22 protein-coding genes are annotated in these 20109 nt (G+C 64.8%); 11 read left to right on the forward strand and 11 right to left on the reverse strand.

Translation table 11 applies throughout. The annotated features are described in order from the left end of the window. The first annotated feature begins 4 nt into the window (after positions 1–4). Complete coding sequence (locus ACSC1P_RS15450; RefSeq protein ID WP_435361089.1) at positions 5–901, forward strand: SDR family oxidoreductase; 897 nt, start codon at positions 5–7, stop codon at positions 899–901. Positions 902–1328: 427 nt separating this feature from the next. On the opposite strand, the gene ACSC1P_RS15455 is transcribed toward ACSC1P_RS15450, so the two are convergent. Further along, positions 1329–2567, reverse strand: coding sequence for an ArsA family ATPase (locus ACSC1P_RS15455; protein ID WP_435361090.1), 1239 nt, complete (start codon positions 2565–2567; stop codon positions 1329–1331). Positions 2568–2645: 78 nt separating this feature from the next. Beyond that, positions 2646–3746: a pyridoxal phosphate-dependent aminotransferase gene (locus ACSC1P_RS15460; protein ID WP_435361091.1), complete on the reverse strand. Its 1101-nt coding sequence runs from the start codon at positions 3744–3746 to the stop codon at positions 2646–2648. A 361-nt stretch (positions 3747–4107) separates the two neighbouring features. Between ACSC1P_RS15460 and ACSC1P_RS15465 the strand changes: the two genes are divergently transcribed. Both ACSC1P_RS15465 and ACSC1P_RS15470 read left to right on the forward strand, forming a co-directional pair. Next, positions 4108–4608, forward strand: a complete 501-nt coding sequence (locus ACSC1P_RS15465) for a CinA family protein (RefSeq protein ID WP_435361092.1) — start codon at positions 4108–4110, stop codon at positions 4606–4608. Then, a complete protein-coding gene (locus tag ACSC1P_RS15470) occupies positions 4605–5108 on the forward strand; it encodes a metal-dependent hydrolase (RefSeq protein WP_435361093.1) in 504 nt (167 codons plus the stop codon). The genes ACSC1P_RS15465 and ACSC1P_RS15470 overlap by 4 nt, the downstream gene beginning before the upstream one ends. A 27-nt stretch (positions 5109–5135) precedes the next feature. On the opposite strand, the gene ACSC1P_RS15475 is transcribed toward ACSC1P_RS15470, so the two are convergent. Continuing rightward, entirely contained in the window at positions 5136–5900 is a 765-nt protein-coding gene (locus ACSC1P_RS15475; RefSeq protein ID WP_435361094.1) for a PHP-associated domain-containing protein, read from the reverse strand. A gap of 92 nt (positions 5901–5992) precedes the next feature. On the opposite strand from ACSC1P_RS15475, the gene ACSC1P_RS15480 reads away from it, so the two are divergent. Then, entirely contained in the window at positions 5993–6283 is a 291-nt protein-coding gene (locus tag ACSC1P_RS15480; protein ID WP_435361095.1) for a DUF7565 family protein, read from the forward strand. Between the two features lie 63 nt (positions 6284–6346). Here the strand turns inward: ACSC1P_RS15480 and ACSC1P_RS15485 are convergent, their stop codons facing one another. The 6 genes from ACSC1P_RS15485 to ACSC1P_RS15510 all read right to left on the reverse strand — a co-directional run bounded on the left by ACSC1P_RS15485 (position 6347) and on the right by ACSC1P_RS15510 (position 11843). Then, positions 6347–6769, reverse strand: a complete 423-nt coding sequence (locus ACSC1P_RS15485; RefSeq protein WP_435361096.1) for a hypothetical protein — start codon at positions 6767–6769, stop codon at positions 6347–6349. A gap of 279 nt (positions 6770–7048) precedes the next feature. Further along, positions 7049–7486, reverse strand: coding sequence for a transcription elongation factor Spt5 (locus ACSC1P_RS15490; protein ID WP_435361097.1), 438 nt, complete (start codon positions 7484–7486; stop codon positions 7049–7051). Positions 7487–7490: 4 nt separating this feature from the next. Beyond that, positions 7491–7658 (reverse strand): protein translocase SEC61 complex subunit gamma, encoded by a 168-nt coding sequence (locus ACSC1P_RS15495; RefSeq protein ID WP_435361098.1) that lies wholly within the window; start codon positions 7656–7658, stop codon positions 7491–7493. Between the two features lie 110 nt (positions 7659–7768). After that, entirely contained in the window at positions 7769–8929 is a 1161-nt protein-coding gene (gene ftsZ / locus ACSC1P_RS15500; protein ID WP_435361099.1) for a cell division protein FtsZ, read from the reverse strand. Positions 8930–9027: 98 nt separating this feature from the next. Then, complete coding sequence (locus tag ACSC1P_RS15505) at positions 9028–10359, reverse strand: D-aminoacyl-tRNA deacylase (protein ID WP_435361100.1); 1332 nt, start codon at positions 10357–10359, stop codon at positions 9028–9030. A gap of 83 nt (positions 10360–10442) precedes the next feature. Further along, positions 10443–11843, reverse strand: a complete 1401-nt coding sequence (locus ACSC1P_RS15510; protein WP_435361101.1) for a calcium:cation antiporter family protein — start codon at positions 11841–11843, stop codon at positions 10443–10445. 255 nt (positions 11844–12098) lie between these two features. Between ACSC1P_RS15510 and ACSC1P_RS15515 the strand changes: the two genes are divergently transcribed. The 6 genes from ACSC1P_RS15515 to ACSC1P_RS15540 all read left to right on the forward strand — a co-directional run bounded on the left by ACSC1P_RS15515 (position 12099) and on the right by ACSC1P_RS15540 (position 17648). Then, on the forward strand, positions 12099–12941 hold the full coding sequence (locus ACSC1P_RS15515) for a universal stress protein (RefSeq protein WP_435361102.1): 843 nt from the start codon (positions 12099–12101) through the stop codon (positions 12939–12941). Between the two features lie 73 nt (positions 12942–13014). Next, on the forward strand, positions 13015–13830 hold the full coding sequence (locus ACSC1P_RS15520) for a shikimate dehydrogenase (protein WP_435361103.1): 816 nt from the start codon (positions 13015–13017) through the stop codon (positions 13828–13830). A 94-nt stretch (positions 13831–13924) separates the two neighbouring features. Continuing rightward, complete coding sequence (locus tag ACSC1P_RS15525; protein ID WP_435361104.1) at positions 13925–14569, forward strand: helix-hairpin-helix domain-containing protein; 645 nt, start codon at positions 13925–13927, stop codon at positions 14567–14569. Positions 14570–14615: 46 nt separating this feature from the next. After that, the gene (pabB, locus tag ACSC1P_RS15530) at positions 14616–16139 is read left to right on the forward strand and encodes an aminodeoxychorismate synthase, component I (protein WP_435361105.1); all 1524 of its coding nucleotides are present in this window, start codon (positions 14616–14618) and stop codon (positions 16137–16139) included. Continuing rightward, on the forward strand, positions 16132–16761 hold the full coding sequence (locus tag ACSC1P_RS15535; protein WP_435361106.1) for an anthranilate synthase component II: 630 nt from the start codon (positions 16132–16134) through the stop codon (positions 16759–16761). Before pabB ends, ACSC1P_RS15535 begins: the two co-directional genes overlap by 8 nt. Then, positions 16746–17648, forward strand: a complete 903-nt coding sequence (locus tag ACSC1P_RS15540; protein WP_435361107.1) for an aminotransferase class IV — start codon at positions 16746–16748, stop codon at positions 17646–17648. The genes ACSC1P_RS15535 and ACSC1P_RS15540 overlap by 16 nt, the downstream gene beginning before the upstream one ends. Before the next feature lie 130 nt (positions 17649–17778). Here ACSC1P_RS15540 and ACSC1P_RS15545 read toward each other — a convergent pair whose 3' ends face one another. Continuing rightward, positions 17779–18834 carry a saccharopine dehydrogenase family protein gene (locus ACSC1P_RS15545; RefSeq protein ID WP_435361108.1) on the reverse strand — a complete coding sequence of 352 codons (1056 nt, stop codon included), beginning with the start codon at positions 18832–18834 and terminating at the stop codon, positions 17779–17781. 506 nt (positions 18835–19340) lie between these two features. Between ACSC1P_RS15545 and ACSC1P_RS15550 the strand changes: the two genes are divergently transcribed. Beyond that, positions 19341–19763, forward strand: coding sequence for a Rieske (2Fe-2S) protein (locus ACSC1P_RS15550; protein ID WP_435361109.1), 423 nt, complete (start codon positions 19341–19343; stop codon positions 19761–19763). Positions 19764–19788: 25 nt separating this feature from the next. Here the strand turns inward: ACSC1P_RS15550 and ACSC1P_RS15555 are convergent, their stop codons facing one another. Next, positions 19789–20079, reverse strand: coding sequence for a transcriptional regulator (locus ACSC1P_RS15555; RefSeq protein WP_435361110.1), 291 nt, complete (start codon positions 20077–20079; stop codon positions 19789–19791). Positions 20080–20109 lie beyond the last annotated feature (30 nt).

The raw sequence follows: 20109 nt of genomic DNA on the forward strand, positions 1-20109 counted from the left end.
GTCCATGAGCGAATCGACCGCCGACGAGACGGCGGACACTGCGGACGGTGGGGCGTCGGCTGGCCGCCCGGAGCCGAAGCTGGAGACGGTACTCATCACTGGTTGCTCGTCCGGCATCGGCCGCGCGACTGCGAAGGCGTTCAACGACGAAGGCTGGCTGGTGTACGCGACGGCTCGCGACACCGACGACATCACAGACCTCGCCGAGATCGGCTGTGAGACGGCCGAACTCGACGTGACCGATCGTGGGCAGGTCGAGCGCGTCGTCGACCGCATGGTCGACGAGTCGGGCCGCATCGACTGCGTCGTGAACAACGCTGGCTTCGCGCAGATGGGACCGGTCGAGGACGTCCCGACCGAGAAGATGCACAAGCAGTTCGACGTGAACCTGTACGGGCCGCATCGCCTGGCGCGCGCGGCGCTGCCGCACATGCGTGAGGCCGAACAGGGCACCATCATCAACATCTCCAGCGCGCTTGGGCGCATCACGTTCCCCGGTTCTGGGGTCTACTCCTCCTCGAAGTTCGCACTCGAAGGGCTGAGCGACGCGCTCCGAGGCGAAGTCGCCGAGTTCGACGTGGACGTGGTCGTCGTCGAACCGGGGCCAGTCGAGACGGCGTTCTACGAGCGCGCAGACGACGAAATCGACGGTCTGCCGCGTTCAGACGCCTACAGCGACCTCTACGAGATGTACGACGACGCGAACCTCGTCAGTGGCGGCGGTCCGATGTCCGTCGGCCCCGAAGAAGTCGCAGACACCATCCTGAACGCAGCGAGCAGCACGGAGCCCGACGCGCGCTACCCCGTCGGCACCGGGACGAAGTACTTCATCATGGCGCGGTTCCTGCCCGACAGCGTTCGAGACACGCTGTTCCGACTGGTTCAGAAATTCGCGACGTGAGCCGTCGCTGGTGCGGGTGACGGTGGCAATGTGTGGCGAACAGACGATACGGACCGTTCTCGCGCTGCTGTACCGTGCAACCGCTGGACAGCGCGAGATGACTGGTTAGCGCACGGCGACGCTGGCCGCGTCCTAGTACTTGAACCGTGGGGCGTCGATGGGTGACCTTTCTCTCCCGTCGAAAGAGTCCGAACTGGCGTTCTGGCGCGTAGACGAGCGTGTTTCGCGCCACGCGCGAAACCGCCAGGACGCGCGAGGGATGAGGAACCAGAAATCTGTGATTTTTGTTACCGAATCGGATGGGGAGGCTGTGGCTGCGGTGCTGTGCGGTCGTTTTGAGTGGGGAGTCGTGGACCAGTTCTTTGACCAACCGCGGCCGACGACGAACGAAGAGAGAACCGTCTCAGAAACGCCGAAACCCGACTAGTCAGTCCAGACAGGCGGCGACGATACGCAACATCCGCTCGCCACAGACCTCCTCCGCGAAGAGCGGCACGCGCTTGATGTCGTGGCCACGGAAGATGTCCTGTGCCTCACCGAGGGCTTTCTGCTGGACGTCCCAGCGTCGCTGGCAGAACTCACAGGAGTCCAGATTCGGCTTGACGAACTCGTCGGGGTCGAGTTTGTCGGTCACGTCGGCGAGGTCTTCCATCACCTTGTTCACGACGACGGTGCCGACCGGAATGCCGTACTCGTCGAGTTGCGCGAGCAGGCGCTTCGACTCGAAGACACTCATCTCTTCGGGGACCATGACGACGCGGAAGTCTGTCTTCGTCGGGTCGCGCAAGATGGTCCGGAGCTTCTCGATGCGCTTCTGGAGGGCTTCGAGGTCGTCCGGCATTCCGTCGTCCGGTTGCTGGGCCGCGTCGCCGAACATCCCCTTGAGGCCGTCCATCATTCCGCTGAGTCGCTCACGCATCTTGAGCATCCGACCGAGCATCGAGTCCATCAACTCGGGGAGTTCGAGGAGTCGCAGCGTGTGGCCAGTCGGAGCCGTGTCGACGACGACGCGGTCGAACCGGGGGTCGTCGAGGTACTGCAAGAAGAGCTGCATCGCGGCGGCTTCGTCCGCACCGGGCATCGCGCCGCCCATGAGCTGTTCCATCGGGCCGCCGTCACCACCTAAAAGGTCGCCGAGCCCGCCCATCGGGCCGTTCTGGCCACCCATCGGGCCGCCCTGTGGGCCTGCACCGCCGGGACCGGCTGCACCCGCACCAGCACCGGCTCCGGCGTCTCCCTGCCCGCCAGCGCCACCGCCGAACACTGCGGTTCCCTGTTCGATGGCGACCTCGGGGTCGATTTCCGCCGCGTAGAGCGGCACGTCGTCGCGGATGCGCGTCGGCTCTGCGGGGATGTCACACTCGAAGGTGTCCGAGAGCGAGTGCGCGGGATCCGTCGAGACGACGAGCGTGGCCGACCCGTCAGAGGCGCTGGCGAGCGCCGTCGCGGCGGCCATCGTCGTCTTCCCGACGCCACCTTTGCCACCGTAGAGGACGTAGTCCGGCGCGTCCACGCCGTCGAGGGCCACGTCGTCCGTGGTCTGTCGCTGCGTCTCGTCGGCGACGCCAACGTCGACCGCGCCGTGGGTGTCGCCAGCGGCTTCCCCGCTGTCCCCGGCGTCGGCGTCCTCGACCTCGTCGACTGGCTCGACGGTGATGTCGTTCATACGCCCGAGTATCGCACGCGGGCTTGTGTACTTCCCGGTCTGAGTGCTCGGCCGGGCACTCCATGAGGCTGTGTCCTGTCAGTCGAAGTAGTCTGCGAGCCGGTCTGCGGCCTCCTCGACGCGGGGCGAGACGAGCGCGAACCGGAACCAGTCCGTGCGCGAGTCGCCGAAGGCTTCGCCGGGCATCCCGGCGACACCGGCCTCGTCGATGAGTCGTTTCGTGTTCTCGATGCTGCCCGGGGTGTCGCCGAAGCGGGCCATCACGTAGAACGCGCCATCCGGGCGGCTGTACTCGGCTCCTGCCTCGTCGAGGGCGTTGGTGAACGTCTCTACGCGCTCGCGCAAGAGTTCCCGATTCGCCTCGTAGTACGCCGGGTCAGTCTCGCGCAAGGCGTGATCGACGGCGACCTGTGCCGGGCGCGAGGCCGAGATGTTGACGAGCATGTGCCGCGACTTGGCGGCCTCGACGTGTTCCTCCGGAAAGATGGCGTAGCCGACTCTGAAGCCCGTGATAGCGAACGTCTTCGAGAACGAGTTCGTGACGATTCGGTGGTCGGAGTCGAACGCGAGCGCGCTCGTAAAGCGCCCCGAGAGGTCGTAATGGTCGTACACCTCGTCGCTGACGAGGATGGCGTCGTACTCCTCGGCGATAGCGACGAGTTCGCGCATCGTCTCCTCGCCGTACACCGCGCCGGTCGGGTTGTTCGGCGTGTTCACGACGATAGCGGCGGTGTCCTCGCTCGCAGCCTCACGCACATCAGTGGGGTCGAGGCGACCCTCGTCGTCGGCCGAGACGAATCGCTGTGTGCCACCGAGCATCGTGGTCTTGCCGGGGTAGTACGGATAGACAGGGTCGGTCAGGATGACCTCGTCGCCCGCGCCGCGCTCCAGCGCCCGAGCCATCCCGAGGTAGTTCGCCTCGGCCCCACCGTTCGTGATGACGACCTGTGACTCGTCGACGTTCCGCCGGGCGGCGACCTCCTCGCGCAGACTCCGAAGGCCCTCCGACGGCGGGTACTGGAACTCCAGCGTCTCTCGGTCGGCGTAGTCGTGCAGGCCGTCACGGAGCGACTGCGGTGGCTCCCAGTCCGGGTTTCCGCTCACCATGTCGACCACGTCGCGGTCCGCGTTGACCGCGTACGACATGATTTCGAAGAACAGCGGCTTGTCGTACTCCATACCACAGGGTGCGACCGCATCCAGTGTCGTTCTTTCGTTGCTGGTCGAACCGAACCACGTGGCGCGCGCTGGCGAGTGTGCTTCGCGGAGCGAAGCCGCGAGCCGAAATCGCGCGAGGGATGACGAATGAGGCGAACGGAGTGAGCCGAGTGAGGAATCGGATGGGGAGGTTGTGGCGGAGGATACGTGGGAGGTGCGGTCATGTTCCGTCGGCATTCGAGGTCTGCTTCTCGACACCCACAACTCCAGCGACGACAGTGACGCGATTCTCCAAGCTGTCACCCGAGACCGGAGAGAGAACAGCAGGAGATCCACACGAAAGCCACTGCCTCTAAATCGGATGCTCTCTTCGACTACCGACATGGAGCCTGTGGAACGACGACTGGGCGACGCGTTACGCGAGCGCGGAGAGACGATTGGGACAGCCGAGTCCTGCACCGGTGGCCTCATCGGTGCACGACTCACCGAGGTCCCCGGCTCGTCTGACTACTTCGAGCAGGGGCTGGTGACGTACGCCTACGGCGCGAAGGAGCAACGACTCGGCGTGAACCGCGAGGACCTCGACGCGCACGGCGCAGTCTCGGAGCCGGTCGCGCGCCAGATGGCGCAGGGCGTGCGCGACACGGCTAACGTGACGTGGGGCGTCTCGGCGACCGGCATCGCCGGGCCGTCCGGGGGCAGCGAGGAGACGCCCGTCGGGACGGTGTACATCGGCGTCGCCTACGCGGGACCGTGGGGCAGCGAATCCTCCTACGCGACGGTCGAACGCTACGAGTTCGACGGCGACCGCGAGACCGTTCGCGAGAAGACCGTCGAACAGGCGCTCACGAACGTCCTCGACGAACTCACGAGGCAGGAATGAACAAGAAGGGCCACGTGATGAACGCGGTGTTGCTCAGCATCGGCCTCGGCTACATCCTCGAACCGGCCGGGACCGAGGCGACGTTCGTCAAAATCGTCGAAGTCGGGCTCCCGGTCACACTCGGGGCACTCTTTCCCGACGTCGACACCGAGTTCGGCAAACACCGGAAGACGCTGCACAACCTCGGCGTGCTGGGTGTCTTCATCGCGTTCCCGATGGCCTTCGATGGCAACCTCCAGTACGTCTGGATCGGCGTCCTCACGCACTACGTGTTGGACGTGATGGGGAGCAAGCGGGGTATCGCCCTGTTCTACCCCTACTCGCAGGAGTACGGCCTGCCCATCGGCGTCGCGGTCAAGAGCGACCACGCCGACCTGATGACCGTCGTCATCACCGGCTTCGAACTCGTCGTCTGCTACCTGCTCGTCTACCACGTGCCGTGGGCGTCGCTGGAACTCGGAAATGCGACGCAGACGCTCGGGCTGGCCGGGCTCATCTGAGTCGGCCCCTGAAGTAGTCAGCCGGAATCAGTACACCGCCACGTCGTCGAACCGCCCCTTGTACGCAATGTGACGCGGGTGAGTCGGTTCGGTCCCCTGCAAGAACAGTCGGTCTATCTTCTGCCACGAGTTCTCCCAGCCGAGGTGTGCGAACTCGGCCAGACAGTGGAGTTTGTGTTTCAGTCCCGTGTTCCGTTCGACCTCGCCCGTGAGGCCGTCTTTGAGCGCGTCGACGAACGCCGCGCCCGAGTCGAACGACTCGTCGAACTCCGTCCACACCTCACCGACGCTCCGGCGAAGGTGGGCGTACGACGACCCGAACGGTGACTGGTCGGTGTTCTCGGCGATTTCGCGCGCCGTCTCGGCCGTCCCGAACAGGAGTTTGGGGTTGTACGTCTCGACGGCGTCGACCAGCCCGTTCCACTCATTCACGTCGGGCTCGCTGAAGCTCACGTTGAGGAACTTCGGGTGCGGAACCAGCGCCGCCGCATCCTGTCGGTCTATCTCGCGCATCGCTCCCTCCAACGAGATGAAGTCCGGAACCGGGTCCGACAGCCCGAGCGCGAGGACGTGTTTCCGGTTGCGCCACGGCCCGGTGAACACTTCGCGCGCCGGCAGGACGAGCAGGTCGTCGTCGGAGAAGTGCGCTGCCCGTCGCTCGATTTCTGGGAGCCTGACGAAGTGCGGCGCGTAGACGAGCGCGTCGATATCGTGGGCTTTCGCCCGCTCGACGACCGCCTCGTCGAGGACTTTGACGTGCATGTCCACCCTGAATCCGTCGCTCCCACTCACGCAGTGATGTACCGCCACGGATATTTTAGGGGTTCCGCTTTCGGGATTGGGGATAACAATCAAATAGGACTCTCTCGTATTCCCGACAATCAATGCCGTGGGAATGCGGAATCGAGGGGTGCAACGGGACGTACGACCTCGTCGAAGACCTCATCGTCCACCAGAGCGCAGAACACGAGCGAAAGGAGTGCAAGGTGTGTGGCGTCGTCGTCCCCGACGGCTACCTCGCCATCCGCCACGCGTTCACGGAACACTCCCGCGCGGAGTACGTCCGCTCTTACGGCGCGAGTTCCGCCGAAGTCAGAGAGCGTGAAGAAATAAAGGACCTTGTCGAAGAACACGCCGACCTGCAAGCCGTGGTCGAGCGGCTCGGTGGGGCGTAGGGTCGAAGCGGCCGTGAAAATCGACGTGTAGCTAGTCGAGTAGCACTTGCAGCAGCGAACCACTCACCCGCAGGTCTGGACGATGCTGACTCCATTATCGGGGTTCGGGTAACTCGAAACGTTCAGCGCGTGAAACACGCTATCCGTACAAGTTCCGCTCGCAAAGGCGATTATTCCTCCATCCTCTTGGTGAACGACGACGACGATTGCTAACCCTGAAGAGAACTCAGTGACGTTTCTTCGGACCGTTTCTCCGGGCGTGAGTGTATAATTGCCGTGTCGCCGAGCAGATTCTGGGAACAGAACATCCTCGAAATTCCGGTACGGACCCGAGTTCACGTTCGAAAATCCTTCACTAACGGTATGATTTACACGCGACCGGGTAGGTCCCTCTGGATGGTGAATCGTGACGTTGTCAGAAATCGGAACGAGCACGACCTCGAACACCTGTGTCGAATCCGCGCCGTTCTCGACGATGACGTTCACCGGTTCGTCTTGACTGCCGAAATTACCGAAAACCCCTCCAAGGCAACCAGATAGGACGAGTAGCGAACAGAGTGCCAGAGTGAGACGCACCTTTGACCGATGCCGCATTCCGGACATTGTCTACGAGATGGCCGGTGCACTAATCATCTCATCACCTAACATATTGCTAGCTCTACCACTCCTCGAAGACGAGGCGAACGACGATGCCACCGAAGAAGAAACTGTTCTCGCTGTCTCGCGGCTACGCCGCTCGGCTTCACGAGGACCGCTTCGCTCCGCTCAGCGCTCCTCGCTGTCCAGCACCCGAATCTGGTCACCACGCACGGTAACCGGAATCGGGACCGTCGCTTCGTACAGTTCCACGGTGACCTGGTCCTTGCCCTCGTCGATGCGCTGGACCTGCGCTTTCTCGCCCTTGAACGGGCCAGCGATGAGTTCGACGATGTCGCCCTCCGCGATGCCCTCGACGTCCGGCTTCGGCGAGAGGAAGTGCTCCACTTCCGAGATGTCGGACTCGCCGGGGATGACGGAGCGGGCGTGGGGAATCTCTTCGAGGACGCGCTCGATGATGTTGAAGTCCTCGGCCTCGACCATAACGTAACTCGTGAGCGAATCGGGAGCGAGCGCAGCGTGAATCGTCGGCTCTTCCCGGTTCATAATCATGTCTGCGACCGTTCGCTCCTGGCTCGCGGTCGTCTTGACGGCGTAGATAGGCATTGTGTTATGCGGGGATGAACTGCATGATGAAGGCGATGGTGAAGCCCATCAGGCCGACGAAGAGGATGCCGGCCCCGGCAATCTTGGCGATCTGGGAGAACTCTTCCCAAGAGGGAGTACTCGCCATTTTGAGTACTCTGACGTAGGAGTTCAGGTCTTTGGGAACTTGCATGCGGGCGGCTTCGTCATCCGTGCTTTTCTATCTATTGATAGCGTCGCAGGTGGAGTCACGACTCGACAGCTTCGAAGAGACGAAAAACGAGTTAGTCCGCGGTGACCGAGTCAGTCGACGAAGTCGATGTCCTGCTGGGCGTTAGCCTGTTGCTGCTGGGGCTGGGCCTGCTGTTCCTCGGTGCGGCCGTAAATCTGGGGCGAGTCGACGCCCGTGACGACGATCATCGTGCGCATGCTGCCTTCGAGCGTCTCGTCGATGGAGGTCCCCCAGATGATGCGGGCGTCGGGGTCGATGCGGTCGTAAATCTCCTCGACGACGCCTTCTGCCTCTTCGATGCTCATGTCGTTGCCGCCGGTGACGTTGACGAGCGCGGACGACGCGCCGGAGATGTCCACGTCGAGCAGCGGCGAGCGGAGCGCCGCCTTCACGGAGTCCGTCGACTTCGACCCGGAGTCGGACTCGCCGAGACCGATCATCGCGACGCCACCGCGTTCCATCACGGTGCGAACGTCGGCGAAGTCGAGGTTGACCAGGCCGGGCTTGGTGATGAGTTCGGTGATGCCCTTGACCGAGCGCATGAGCACTTCGTCCGAGACTTTGAACGCCTGGCGGACCGGCAGTTTGCCGACCGAGTCGAGCAGGCGGTCGTTCGGGACGACGATGACCGTGTCGCTCACGTCGCGGAGTCGTTCGAGACCGGCTTCCGCGTTCGTGCGACGGACCTCGCCTTCGGCGGTGAAGGGTGTCGTGACGATAGAGATAGTGAGTGCGCCGGATTCGCGGGCCGCCTTGGCGACCACGGGAGCCGACCCGGTGCCGGTACCGCCACCGAGACCAGCGGTGACGAACACCATGTCGGAGCCCTCGATGGACTCGTAGATTTCCTCCTGCGATTCGAGAGCGGCTTCTTCGCCGACCTGTGGGAGCGACCCGGCACCGCGCCCGCCGGTCTTCTGCTCGCCCATCAGTATCTTCGTGTCCGCCTCGATTTCGACGAGGTGTTGCACGTCGGTGTTCGCGGCGACGAGTTTCGCGCCGTGGATGCCTTCCTCGTGCATCCGGTCGATGGTGTTGCCGCCACCACCGCCACAGCCGACGACGGTGATGTCGGTCTGGAGTTCCTGAAGAACGTCCTGCAGCTCGTCGTCGGTCATCTTGCCCGTTCGCTTTGGTTCGCCCGTCTGGCCGCTCCCCCCGGAGCGGTCGGCGGTGTCTTGCGCAGACCCGCCTTCGGCCTCGTCGATAGCGTCTTCGACAATGGAGTCCATCCTTAACACCTCATTATTTTATGGAGGTTAATTACCTTTCCCCCCACTGTCGGACGGTCGTCAGACGATTCGACGCAGACGAGACAAAATGAAAGTAACTACTGGTCACCGGACAATGCGAAGCGGTCGGTCCGTTCGCTCGACACGTCTTCGGGCGCGACGGCGGTCCCGTCGACCTCGACTGCCTGCCCGCCCGCGAGTTTGCCGAATGCTGGCCCCTCGGGCACACCCGCGGCGGCGGCCAGTTCCGGGTCGAATCCGCGCTCGGTCGCGACCACGACGCTGTCCTCACGTCGAACTTCGTCGTACTTCTCGCGGAGCAGGTCGAGCACGTCGTCGACGAGCGCGTCGAACCGACCGTCGGGGAGTGCGGCCCGGCCAGCGACACGGCTCCCGTTCTGGACCGTCTCGAAGGCGACCGCGTGCGCCGCGACGAGTTCGCGTGTCCGCTCGCGGTCGATTCCCTGCACAGCGTCGAACAGGTCGGCTGGAAGGGAAACGACCGACCGATCGGCGTCGGCACTCGCTTGGGTGCCGAAGCGGAGACCGTCGTCGACGGAACACAGCGCGTCTTCGACGGTCGAAACGAGGTCGAGGTCGTGCCCGTCGACCTCGCGGAGCCACGTCTCGCTGACGACTCGGTAGCCCATGGCGTCGAGTTCGTCGCGCAAGACCGGCTTCTCACCGTCGACCAGTGCGTACTCGGTTCCACTCGTCTCGAAGGCCTGTCTGAGTACGTCGTGGTGTTCGGCCGGGTGGCCCATCGCGTCGAGGCCCCAGTCGGCCGCGATGTGCCCGACGGCCCACTCGGTCTCTCGGACGACTCGCTCGAACCGCGGCACGTAGTGGCCACCACCGAAGCCGACGACGGTCCGCTCGCGGTGCGCATCGGTGTCTCGGAGGTCGAGGATGGCACGGGCGACTGCTCGGGCACCGGCCGGGTCTGACCACTGTTCTTCGTCACTACCTAACTCGACGAACATCGAGGGGACACCGACCGAACTGGGACCGTGGTGGGTACACTCCATCCCGACCTCGTACTCGTCGGGCGCGTGTCGGTCGAACGCCGCGACGAGTTCGGCGTGGGCGTTCGGACAGGTCTCGGCGAGCGCGTCGTCGGCTCCACCGTACTCGGCCGGCCCGAAGTTGCCCGTGAAGTGCGCGGTCAAGAGTGCACCGGTGTCACCGGCGTGGCGCGACGCGAACACGAGGAAGTCGGGGTCGTCGAAAGCGTCGGCTACGTCGTCTAGTTCGAGGTGCAGGCCGTCGAACTCGCGCAACTCGAAGCCGTCTGTCCGGTACACTGTCCCGCCACCGTCGGCGTCCGCCAGCGACTCGTCTTCGTGCCGGTCCCAGTCGGCCAAATCGAGCAGGTGCTCGCCGATGTGCTCGGAGGCCGAATCGGCGCAGCTCACGACGATGGCAATCACGGCCGGGCGTTAGCGACAGGAAAACAAGTGAATGTCGGGTCGGTCGCGGGACCTGTTCGCGGCGGACCGACGACTCGCCTGCGTCAGTCCGAGTGGTCCGCGGCGGGACTCTCGCCGCCGACGCGGTCCGCCGTCGAGTAGAAGATACCGACGAGTGCCTCCCGGCGGCGCACGAACAGTGCGACAGCGAGGACGAGGTAGACGACCGTGTAGCCGTGCAGCAAGTCCATACTCAGGTTTGTAGCTGCCGTATCGCTCGCTGCGAACACGATGATACCGTACTCGATGGCGACCTGCGAGACGAACAGCACGAGGAGCGCGACAGCTTCGCGCAGACTAATCTCGAAGTTGGTGATGATGGCGATGGCGAACAGGCTCTGTGCGGCCGTAATCCAGATCTCGGCCGACTGTTTGTCGTCGAACGGGAGCGAGCCGATTTCGCCGAGTGCGAAGCTGTAGACGATGGCGAGCGTCCCGATGAGGAGCGTCCACTGGTTCAGCTTCGAGGAAATGAGCGCGTTGAACCCGGCGGTCGAGCGCGCCTTGTTCACGAGGTAGGCGACGACGATGAGTTCCGGACTCTCGGAGGCCAGCGGGGCAATCCACTGAATCATGAAGAACGGCGGAATGCCCGCGTTCTCACCGATTACCTCCAGCCCGTGTGCGAACGGGTGGACGGCCGTGTAGATGATGAGTCCAGAGTAGAGGAACAGCGTGATGGAGGACAGGGCGCGGTAGCCGAACGGGAGCGCCTGCAAATACGCCGGGACGCCCACCTGCTCTTCGTGGTCCTCGACGTCGCCGCGGACGATGATGGCGATGTAGGCGACGTACAGTCCGAGGAGGACGATTGTGTCGGCGACGCCGATACCGCCGTTCAGCGGGACGGCGAACGCGAAGATGGTCGCCGCGAGGAGGAAGACGATTTCGAGGCCGAGGTCACGGTCGAGCGAGACGCTGCTCCCGAGGAAGCCCGATTTCCGGTTCACCGCGGGGTCGTTCGAACTCAGGGCTCGATACACCGTGAACAGCGCGATACCGGACCAGCCGAGGCCGATGAGGATGCGGTTCGCACCCGTCATGTTCGCCACGGCGAGGTTCGCGTCGTGACAGGCGGCGGCGACCGGCGTCGCACCGTTCTCTATCTGCTGTTTCGTGAACTGCTCACAGGCCTCGGCGGTCGCGCCGCCGTTACCGGCACCGAAGGCGTACAGTGCGTCGACTGCGTACTCCGGGGCAACTGCAAGTACCGCGAGAACAGCGATTGCGAACGCACGCGGTACGTCTTTCTCGGCCGTCTCTGCCCCCCACGCGAGCATGAAGGACGCGCCGAGGACCGAGAGACCACTCACTGCGACTGTCCCGAGAGGCGATAGGCCGAGTGCATCGGGGCCACCGAGCACCTCCACACCCACCCATGGAGCGGTGAGTAAGGCGGCGAAGACCAGGGCGGCCAGCGGGTGCTGGAGCCGTTGCTTCAACATACCAAAACCGACCGCGAACGCGAACGTAACGCTTGTGATTTGCCGAGGATAGCGGCGTGTCAGCAACGTCCACGGCTGGGAGTGCGAAACCGCGACCCGCGTGTGACATTCGCTGCGAACTCGGGGCCCCGAGCCACCCACCGAGCGTCGACGTGGACGAACGCCGGAAAACGGGCCACAGCAGTCGCGGAACTGGTTACCTCGGCAGACTGCAATATCCCTTTTGTAGCAAGTCGACCAATTTCTAGAGGAGCGATGTTCGACCGAGTCCTTATCGCAGTCGACGGGAGTGAGTGCGCCACTCGCGCTGCAAGCGCCGGTGTGAAAATCGCGGCGACGTACGGCAGCGACGTCACTGCCATCACCGCGGTCAACGGGGGACTCGACGAAGCGGACGCACGGCGAGCCCTCGACGCGGTCGTCGAACTCGGTGCCGACACCGGCGTTCCGGTCGAATCACGTCTCGTCGCTGGACATCCTGTCAAAGCCATCGTCACCGTCGCCGACGAGATAGATGCAGCCCTCATCGTGATGGGGAGACTTGGCCACACCGGTGTCAGAGACCGATTCTTCGGCAGCGTCACGCAACGAGTCCTGCGGAGCACCCGGCGAAACGTCCTGACGGTTCCCGAGGGCGAAACGCCAGTGGACGACTTCCAGACGATTCTCCTGCCGACCGACCGGAGCACCGCCGCAACTGCTGGAATCCCACCAGCAGTCGACCTCGCGACCCGCTACGACGCGGCCCTGCACGTCCTCACATTGGTCGATGTCCGCAGGGAAGCCGGCCCGTTCAGTGCCGGTGGCGTCGATACGGAATACGTCGATGGGTTGCTCGCCACGGCACGCGACGGACTGACAGAATTCGTCGACGACTGTCGCGCCCGCGGCGGGGAAGACCTCGTGGTCGAAGCGGCGGCGCTGAAGGGAGTCCCGAGTGCGGGTATCGTCGACTACGTCACCGACCACGACATCGACCTCGTCGTCATGGCCTCGACCGGCGAGTCGAGCCTCGCCGGGCAGTTGCTCGGGAGTGTAACAGAGCGCGTCCTCAGAACCATCGACCGGCCAGTGCTCGTCGTCCACCCCACCCGGTGAACGGCGGACTGGATTCGCGCAATATCCCGACGCGACGGACGACTTTTCACCGACCGACACGTGCCCACAGCGTATGCAGGTCTTCGGACTCGTGGGAAACCCGGTCGGCCACTCGCTCTCGCCACCGATGCACGAGGCGGCGTACGCCGAACACGGACTCGACGCCAGGTACGTGACGTTCGAACCCGACCCGGCGGCCCTCGACGGCGCAATCGAGGGTGCCGAAGCGCTCGGCATCAGCGGGCTGAACGTCACCATCCCGTTCAAGCAGGACGTGCTCGGCCTCGTCGAACCGGACGACCTCGCCGCGCGCATCGGTGCGGTGAACACCATCGACTTCACAGGCGAGCGCCCGACCGGCCACAACACCGACGCTGGCGGCGCGCTGCGGTCGCTCCGTGAACAGGGTGTCGCCGACCTCAACGGCGCGACTGCAGTCGTCGTCGGAGCGGGGGGTGCAGGCCGCGCAGTTGCGTTCGCGCTGGCCGACGCTGGGAGCACGGTCCACGTCGTCAACCGGACCGTCGAGCGCGCGACCGACCTCGCAGCTGCGGTTCCCGGCGCAGCAGGGCACGGTCTCGACGCGCTCGGTGAACTGGTCCCGGCGGCCGACGTACTCGTCAACGCGACGAGCGTCGGCATGGACGAAGACGCGACACCAGTACCCGCTGACTGTCTTCACAGTGACCTCGTCGTTCTCGACGCGGTGTACAGCCCGCTCGAGACCAGATTGCTGCGAGACGCCGCCGCTGCCGGCGCGACGACGGTCGACGGCGCGTGGATGCTCCTCTATCAGGGTGCGGAAGCGTTCGAACGCTGGACGGGACTCGAAGCCCCAATCGATGCGATGAACGACGCCCTGCGGACCAACTTACGAGGCGACAGGTAGCGGGGTCGTTAGAACCGCTATACGACAGATAAACGTATGTCGGATAGTCCCGCATGTCGCGGGTTTAAGTATCGTGACCCGATATCCCCGTGTAATGGCACTGCTCGAGAAGCTGAAGTCGCTGCTGGGGCTAGGCGACGATTCGCAGCCGCGGTCCTCTCGTGACGTCGGCGTCACGGTGGAGAAGGAGCGGCGCGAGTCCGACTCGCCGCCCGAGCAGTCGGCTGACACCGGTGCGACAGGGGTGGAACCGACGACCGAGACGCCCGACCGAAGTGAGTCTGACACGGACGCGGCAATGCAGAGAACCGAGGACGCAGACACCGCCGAAGACGCCGTCGCGGCGTCTGCGAAAACGGTATCCGCGGATACGGACACTACAACGGCCGACACCGACGAGGACGTCGACACCGGCGTCGTCGAGGCAGAACCCGAGACGGAAGTCGCGGAAGTCGAATCCGAGGTCGACGCAGAAGTCGAACCTGAAGTGGAACCAGCGGCGGAAATCGACGCTGAACCGGAACCAGAACCGGAACCGGAACTCGAACCCGAAGACGACTCCAAACCGGTACAGGACATCAAAGGCATCGGCCCAGCGTACGCCGACCGCCTCGCCGACATGGGCATCACCACCGTCGCGCAACTGGCCGACGCCGACCCGGACGAAGTCGCAGAGGAGACGGACATCGCGGCGGCTCGCGTCGAAGGCTGGATCGAACGGGCTCGCGCCCGTCGGTAGCGCGAGGACCGCAACACGGTTACGTGCAGTTCTCTTTCCTCCGGCCATGACAGACCCACGCGTCGAGACTAGCCGTCGCTCCTTCGAAGCGGCGGCCTCGGCCGCTTCCCCCGCGGCGCGTGTTCCAGTGGAAGTGTCGGTTCGCGTCGCCGACCCGTTCGACGCGTATCGGCGCGCCCGCGCCGACGACGGCGAGTGGAACGCGTATCTGGAGACGACCGGTGGCCAACCCGGCTGGAGCTACTTCGGAGTCGACCCAATCGAGACGCTGACCGTCTCACCCGGGTCGGCTTGCCGACGAGCAAACGACAGCGATGTCGAAACCACATCGCCGACGCTCGACGCCCTGCAAGGCGTCCTCGACGGCGAGACGCTGGCTCGAGGCGACTGTGACGTGCCGTTTCCCTGCGGCGCTATCGGCTGGCTCTCCTACGACACCGTCCGCGAACTCGAAGCACTTCCGAGCGAGGCGAGAGACGACCGCAGCGTACCGAACTTGCAGCTCGCGGTGTACGACCGCCTCGCCGCGTGGGAAACGCCCGACGACGACGGGCCGACGACGCTCCGCATTACGGCGTGTCCCGTGGTCGGCGACGACCCTGATGCCGCGTACGACCGCGGGATAGAGCGAGCGCTCGACCTCGCCGAACGAATCGCCGACGGCGACCCCAGCATCGGTCGCCCACGCACCGAAACCCACGATGCGACGTTCGAGAGCGACTGTGGCCCCGACGCCTACGCCGACCGAGTCCGCCGCGTGAAAGCGTACGTCCACGACGGCGACACCTTCCAGGCGAACATCTCACAGCGACTCGTCGCGCCGGCGGCGGTCCACCCGGTCGCCGCCTACGACGCGCTCCGGACCGTGAACCCAGCCCCGTACTCTGGATTGCTGGAGTTCCGCGGTGTCGACCTCGTGAGCGCGAGTCCGGAACTCCTGCTCGAACGCGACGGCAGCTACATCAGAACGGAACCCATCGCCGGTACCCGCCCGCGAGGGAACACGCCCGAGGAAGACGGCGACCTCGCGGTCGACCTCACGAGCGACGAGAAAGAGCGCGCCGAACACGCGATGCTCGTCGACTTAGAACGCAACGACCTCGGCAAGGTCAGCGAGTACGGCAGCGTCGACGTCGCGGAGTACCGCCGCGTCGACCGCTACTCCGAAGTGATGCACCTCGTCTCCGACGTGACCGGCGAGTTGCGCGACGGCGAATCACTCGCCGACGCCATCGCTGCGGTGTTTCCGGGCGGGACCATCACGGGCGCGCCGAAGCCCCGGACGATGGAGATTATCGACGAACTCGAAGCCACCAGACGAGGCCCCTACACTGGCAGCATGGGCATCTTCGGCTTCGACGACCGGGCCACCCTGAATATCGTCATCCGGACGCTCGTGCGTCATCGTGACGAATATTTCCTCCGCGTCGGCGCGGGCATCGTCCACGACTCGGTGCCCGAACGTGAGTACGAAGAGACGCTCGACAAAGCGCGGGCACTCGTCACCGCAGTCGACGAAGCCCTCGGCGACCGGGCCGGCCTCACGGTCGGGGAGGCGAGCGATGACTGAGACCGAAGTCCTCGTCGTCGACAACTACGACTCGTTCGCGTACAACCTCGTCCAGTACGTCGGCGAGCTCGCCGACGAAGTCGTCGTGCGACGGAACGACGCCATCGACGTCGACGACATCCGCGAACTCGACCCCGACGCCATCGTCGTCTCACCGGGGCCGGGCACGCCCGAGGAAGCTGGCGTCTCCGTGCCGGTTTTCCGCGACCTCGCGTACCCGTCGCTCGGCGTCTGTCTCGGCCATCAGGCGCTCTGTCTGGCGAACGGGACACCTGTGGTCCACGCTCCCGATGTCGTCCACGGCAAGCCCTCGGTCATCAGCCACGATGGCGAGGGCATCTTCACGGAACTCCCCGAGCAGATCCGCGTCGGACGCTATCACTCGCTGTCGGTCGAGCGCGACGGACTGGCCGACTCACTCGTGGAGACGGCGACGACCGCCGACGAGCGATCCGTGCTGATGGCGGTTCGACACCGCGAAAAACCGCACGTCGGCGTGCAGTTCCACCCCGAGAGCATCCTCACGGGCGACGTGAGCGAACCCGAATCCGGCGCACACCTGTCGCTACGGGTGGGCAAACGACTGGTCAAGAATTTCCTCGACGAATGCACTACCACGTAGACGGCGAACTGGTCCCAGCAGCGCACGCGAGCGTCAGCGTCGACGACCGTGGCTTTCGCTACGGCGACGCCGCGTTCGAGACGATGCGCGCCTACGGCGGCGACGTGTTCGAGTGGGAAGCCCACGTCGACCGGTTGCGCCGCTCGTGCGACGCGCTCGGGTTCGACCCCGGTGTCGAGTCGGGCGACCTCCGTGCGCGGGTGGACGCGACGCTCTCCGCGAACGACCTCGAAGAGGCCTACGTCAGGCTCTCGGTGACGCGCGGCGTGCAATCCGGCAAGCTCACGCCGTCGCCGGACGTGAACCCGACGGTCATCGTCGTGGTGAAGCCACTGCCGCGTGGGGGCGCAGAGAGCGACCCAGTGTGGGACGGCTCGGCGACGCTCCAGACGACGAAGACGCGAAAGCCCCCGGCGAACTCGCTTCCGCCAGGTGCGAAGACCCACAACTACCTGAACGGTATCCTCGCGCGGAACGAACTCGTCGAGGGCGTCGACGAAGCCCTGCTCCGCGACCAGGAGGGGAACGTCTGCGAAGGCGCGACGAGCAACCTCTTCTTCGTGAACGAACACGGCCTGCACACGCCGACGGCAGACCTGCCGCTCTTGCCGGGTATCACTCGTACGGTGGTGCTCGACCTCGCGCGGGAGGAGGGTGTTCCGGTGTGGCAAGGTCGCTACTCGCCGGAGGACGTGCGAACCGCAGACGAGGCGTTCCTGACGAACACGACGTGGGAGATCAGGCCTGTGGAGACGGTCGACGGGATGGCAGTCGGCGGCGGCCCAGTGACGAACCTGCTCCGGAACCGGTTCGACGACCTCGTCGAGCGTCGTCACTACGGCGGCGAGCGACTCTCAGACGGCGAAGAATCGGTTACGCAGGACTGACTCGCAACCTCGTTTTGGCGAACAGGCGACGTGAATCCGGTTTCAGAATCGCACACGAGCACGTCGCACAACCGCGCCACCGTGTGCGGCAGGGGGTCAGGACACGCCGACGGTGGCCGCGGATTCGTACTTAAATTCCACCGACGTCGACGCGCTCGACGCCCGGGATTTCGAGGACGAGGTCTTTCCCGTAGGCCGTCGACGGCGTCTGGAAACCGGGTTTGACGTTCCCGCGGAGGGCCTTCCTCGCGGTGAGGACGGCGGTATCGCGCGTCAGCGCGTAGCCATTGGGCGTGTGCAGTCGCGAGACGACGCGGTCGATGCCGTCGGTCGCTTCGCCCCAGACTTCGCCGCGGCCCTCGTGGAGTTGCTCCTCGTCCGGGCCCTTCACGCGCCAGTTGACGAGCAGGCTGAGCAGTTTCTGGGTGGGGCCGGCGGCGAGAATCGGGGAGATTTTGCGGAGTTTTCGGAGGCGAGCGATGGTCTTCGGGTGGGTCTCGCTGTACACCTCGACGTTCGGGATGCCGGTCGAGTGGTACGCCGTGGACACGTCGCCCCACGGGATGGACATCACGCTTCGCTCGCCGTAGCTGAACTCGACCTCGCGGTCGTGTTCGGCCAGCGGAACCTCGGTGATGACACCGTCCTCGCGGACGACGCCGCCTTCGCCGAGGCTCTCGACCATCGTGAGCGCGGTTCCGCGAGACATCCCACCGAGCGAGCCTAGTGCGAGTCTCAACTGGGTCGCCTCGGGCAGTCGGTCGTGGAGGTGCGCCGCGAGGCAGTCCGAGGGTACCACGTCGAAGCCGACGCCGGGCAGGAGCATCACGCCCGCGTCTTTCGCGGCTTCGTCGCGCGCGGCGATGGCCTCGAACACCTGCCACTCGCCGGTGATGTCGAGGTAGTGCGCACCGACGTCGATGCAGGCCCGAACGACTGGATCGGCCGTCTTCGAAAACGGCCCGGCGCAGTTGAGAACCACGTCGACGCCTTCTAAGAAGTCCGCGACGGTCCGGTGGTCGTCGGCGGTGAACACGCGAGCACGACAGTCGAGTTCCTCCGCGTGGTCGTGGACGGCTTCGGGGTCGCGTCCCGCGAGAATAGGGTTCAGCCCCTTCGAAACCGCCTTCTCGGCGATGAGCCGACCCGTGTAGCCGTAGGACCCGTAGACGAGCAGGTCTGTCATATTACGTAAAAATTCGTGCGCATCGCATAAACGTGTGTCACCATCCCGTCGTGTGGACTGTTGGGACTCGACCCGACCAACCGGCATGGTGCGCGCTTTCGAGTGTGCCCGAGTGAAGCGAGGGCCACGAGGCGACATCGCGCGAGGGATGAGGACCGCAGCCGTAACGAGCGAAGCGAGTGGCGGTGAGGACCGGTCACGAGACGCAATGCGTCTCGTGAGCATCTCGCAGAATCACAGATTCTGCGGACTCGTCGGAAACCGTCGGTTTCCGAGACACCAGAAATCTCTGATTTCTGGGGACGGAATCGGATGGGGAGGCTGTGGACGCGGTGCTGTGCGGTTGCGGTCATGTACCGTCGTGAGTCGTGAACTGCCCGGTGGAACAACTGACAGGACAGTCTGTGTCCACACCGACAGCAGTTCACAGAACAGCACGAAAACACACTAACACAGAATCTCGCACTAATCGTGGCGTTCAAACCAACGGCCGCGTAACGCGGACTATGGACGAGGGTAGCCACATCACGGCCGTCGACGAGGTACCCGTCGACGGCACCTTCCTCTTCACCGTGATGGAGGGGTTCGACGAGCGAGAGGTCGTCCTCACGAAACTCGACGACGGCACCGTCACCGCGTGGCGCAACTACTGTCAGCACTGGACCGACGTGCGCATCGACAAAGGCTCCGGCGCGGAGGTCAGAGACGACGAACTCGTCTGTACCCGCCACGCCGCGACGTTCCGCAAGGACGATGGCGTCTGCACGCACGGCCCGTGCGAGGGCGCGGTGCTCGAACCCGTCGATATCGCGGTCGACGACGGCGACGTGTACCTCACGGACGACGACTACCGATTCGACCACGTCGGGAAAGCGACCGACGTAGATCTCTCTTCTGGCGGCGGTCGAATCGGGTTCGACGGCGTATAGCGAGGAGATGGCCTCGTCTCGACGCTCAGTCGACGCGGAACGCCGGTTCCTCGATGGCCTCGCTCTTGCAGTCGGGACAGCGCGATGGCCGATTGAGGAGGTCGTCGAAGTCTGTGAAGCCACACTCGCGGCACTCGGGGGGCGCGACGAGCAGTTGCTCGTCGGCGTGGTCTAACGACCGCGAGATGTGCTCGACGTGCCGGAGGGCTGTGCCGGCCGTCACGTCGAACTCGGACGCGAGTCCGCTGGGCGTGTCTGCGCCCTGTCGCAGTCTGTCGGTGATGCGCTGGCGGGTGGTTTCGTCAGCCTGGCGCATGCCAGAGTGTGGGAACCGAGACGGTAAACG

Source organism: Haloarchaeobius caseinilyticus (assembly GCF_051207395.1).
Taxonomy (GTDB): domain Archaea; phylum Halobacteriota; class Halobacteria; order Halobacteriales; family Natrialbaceae; genus Haloarchaeobius.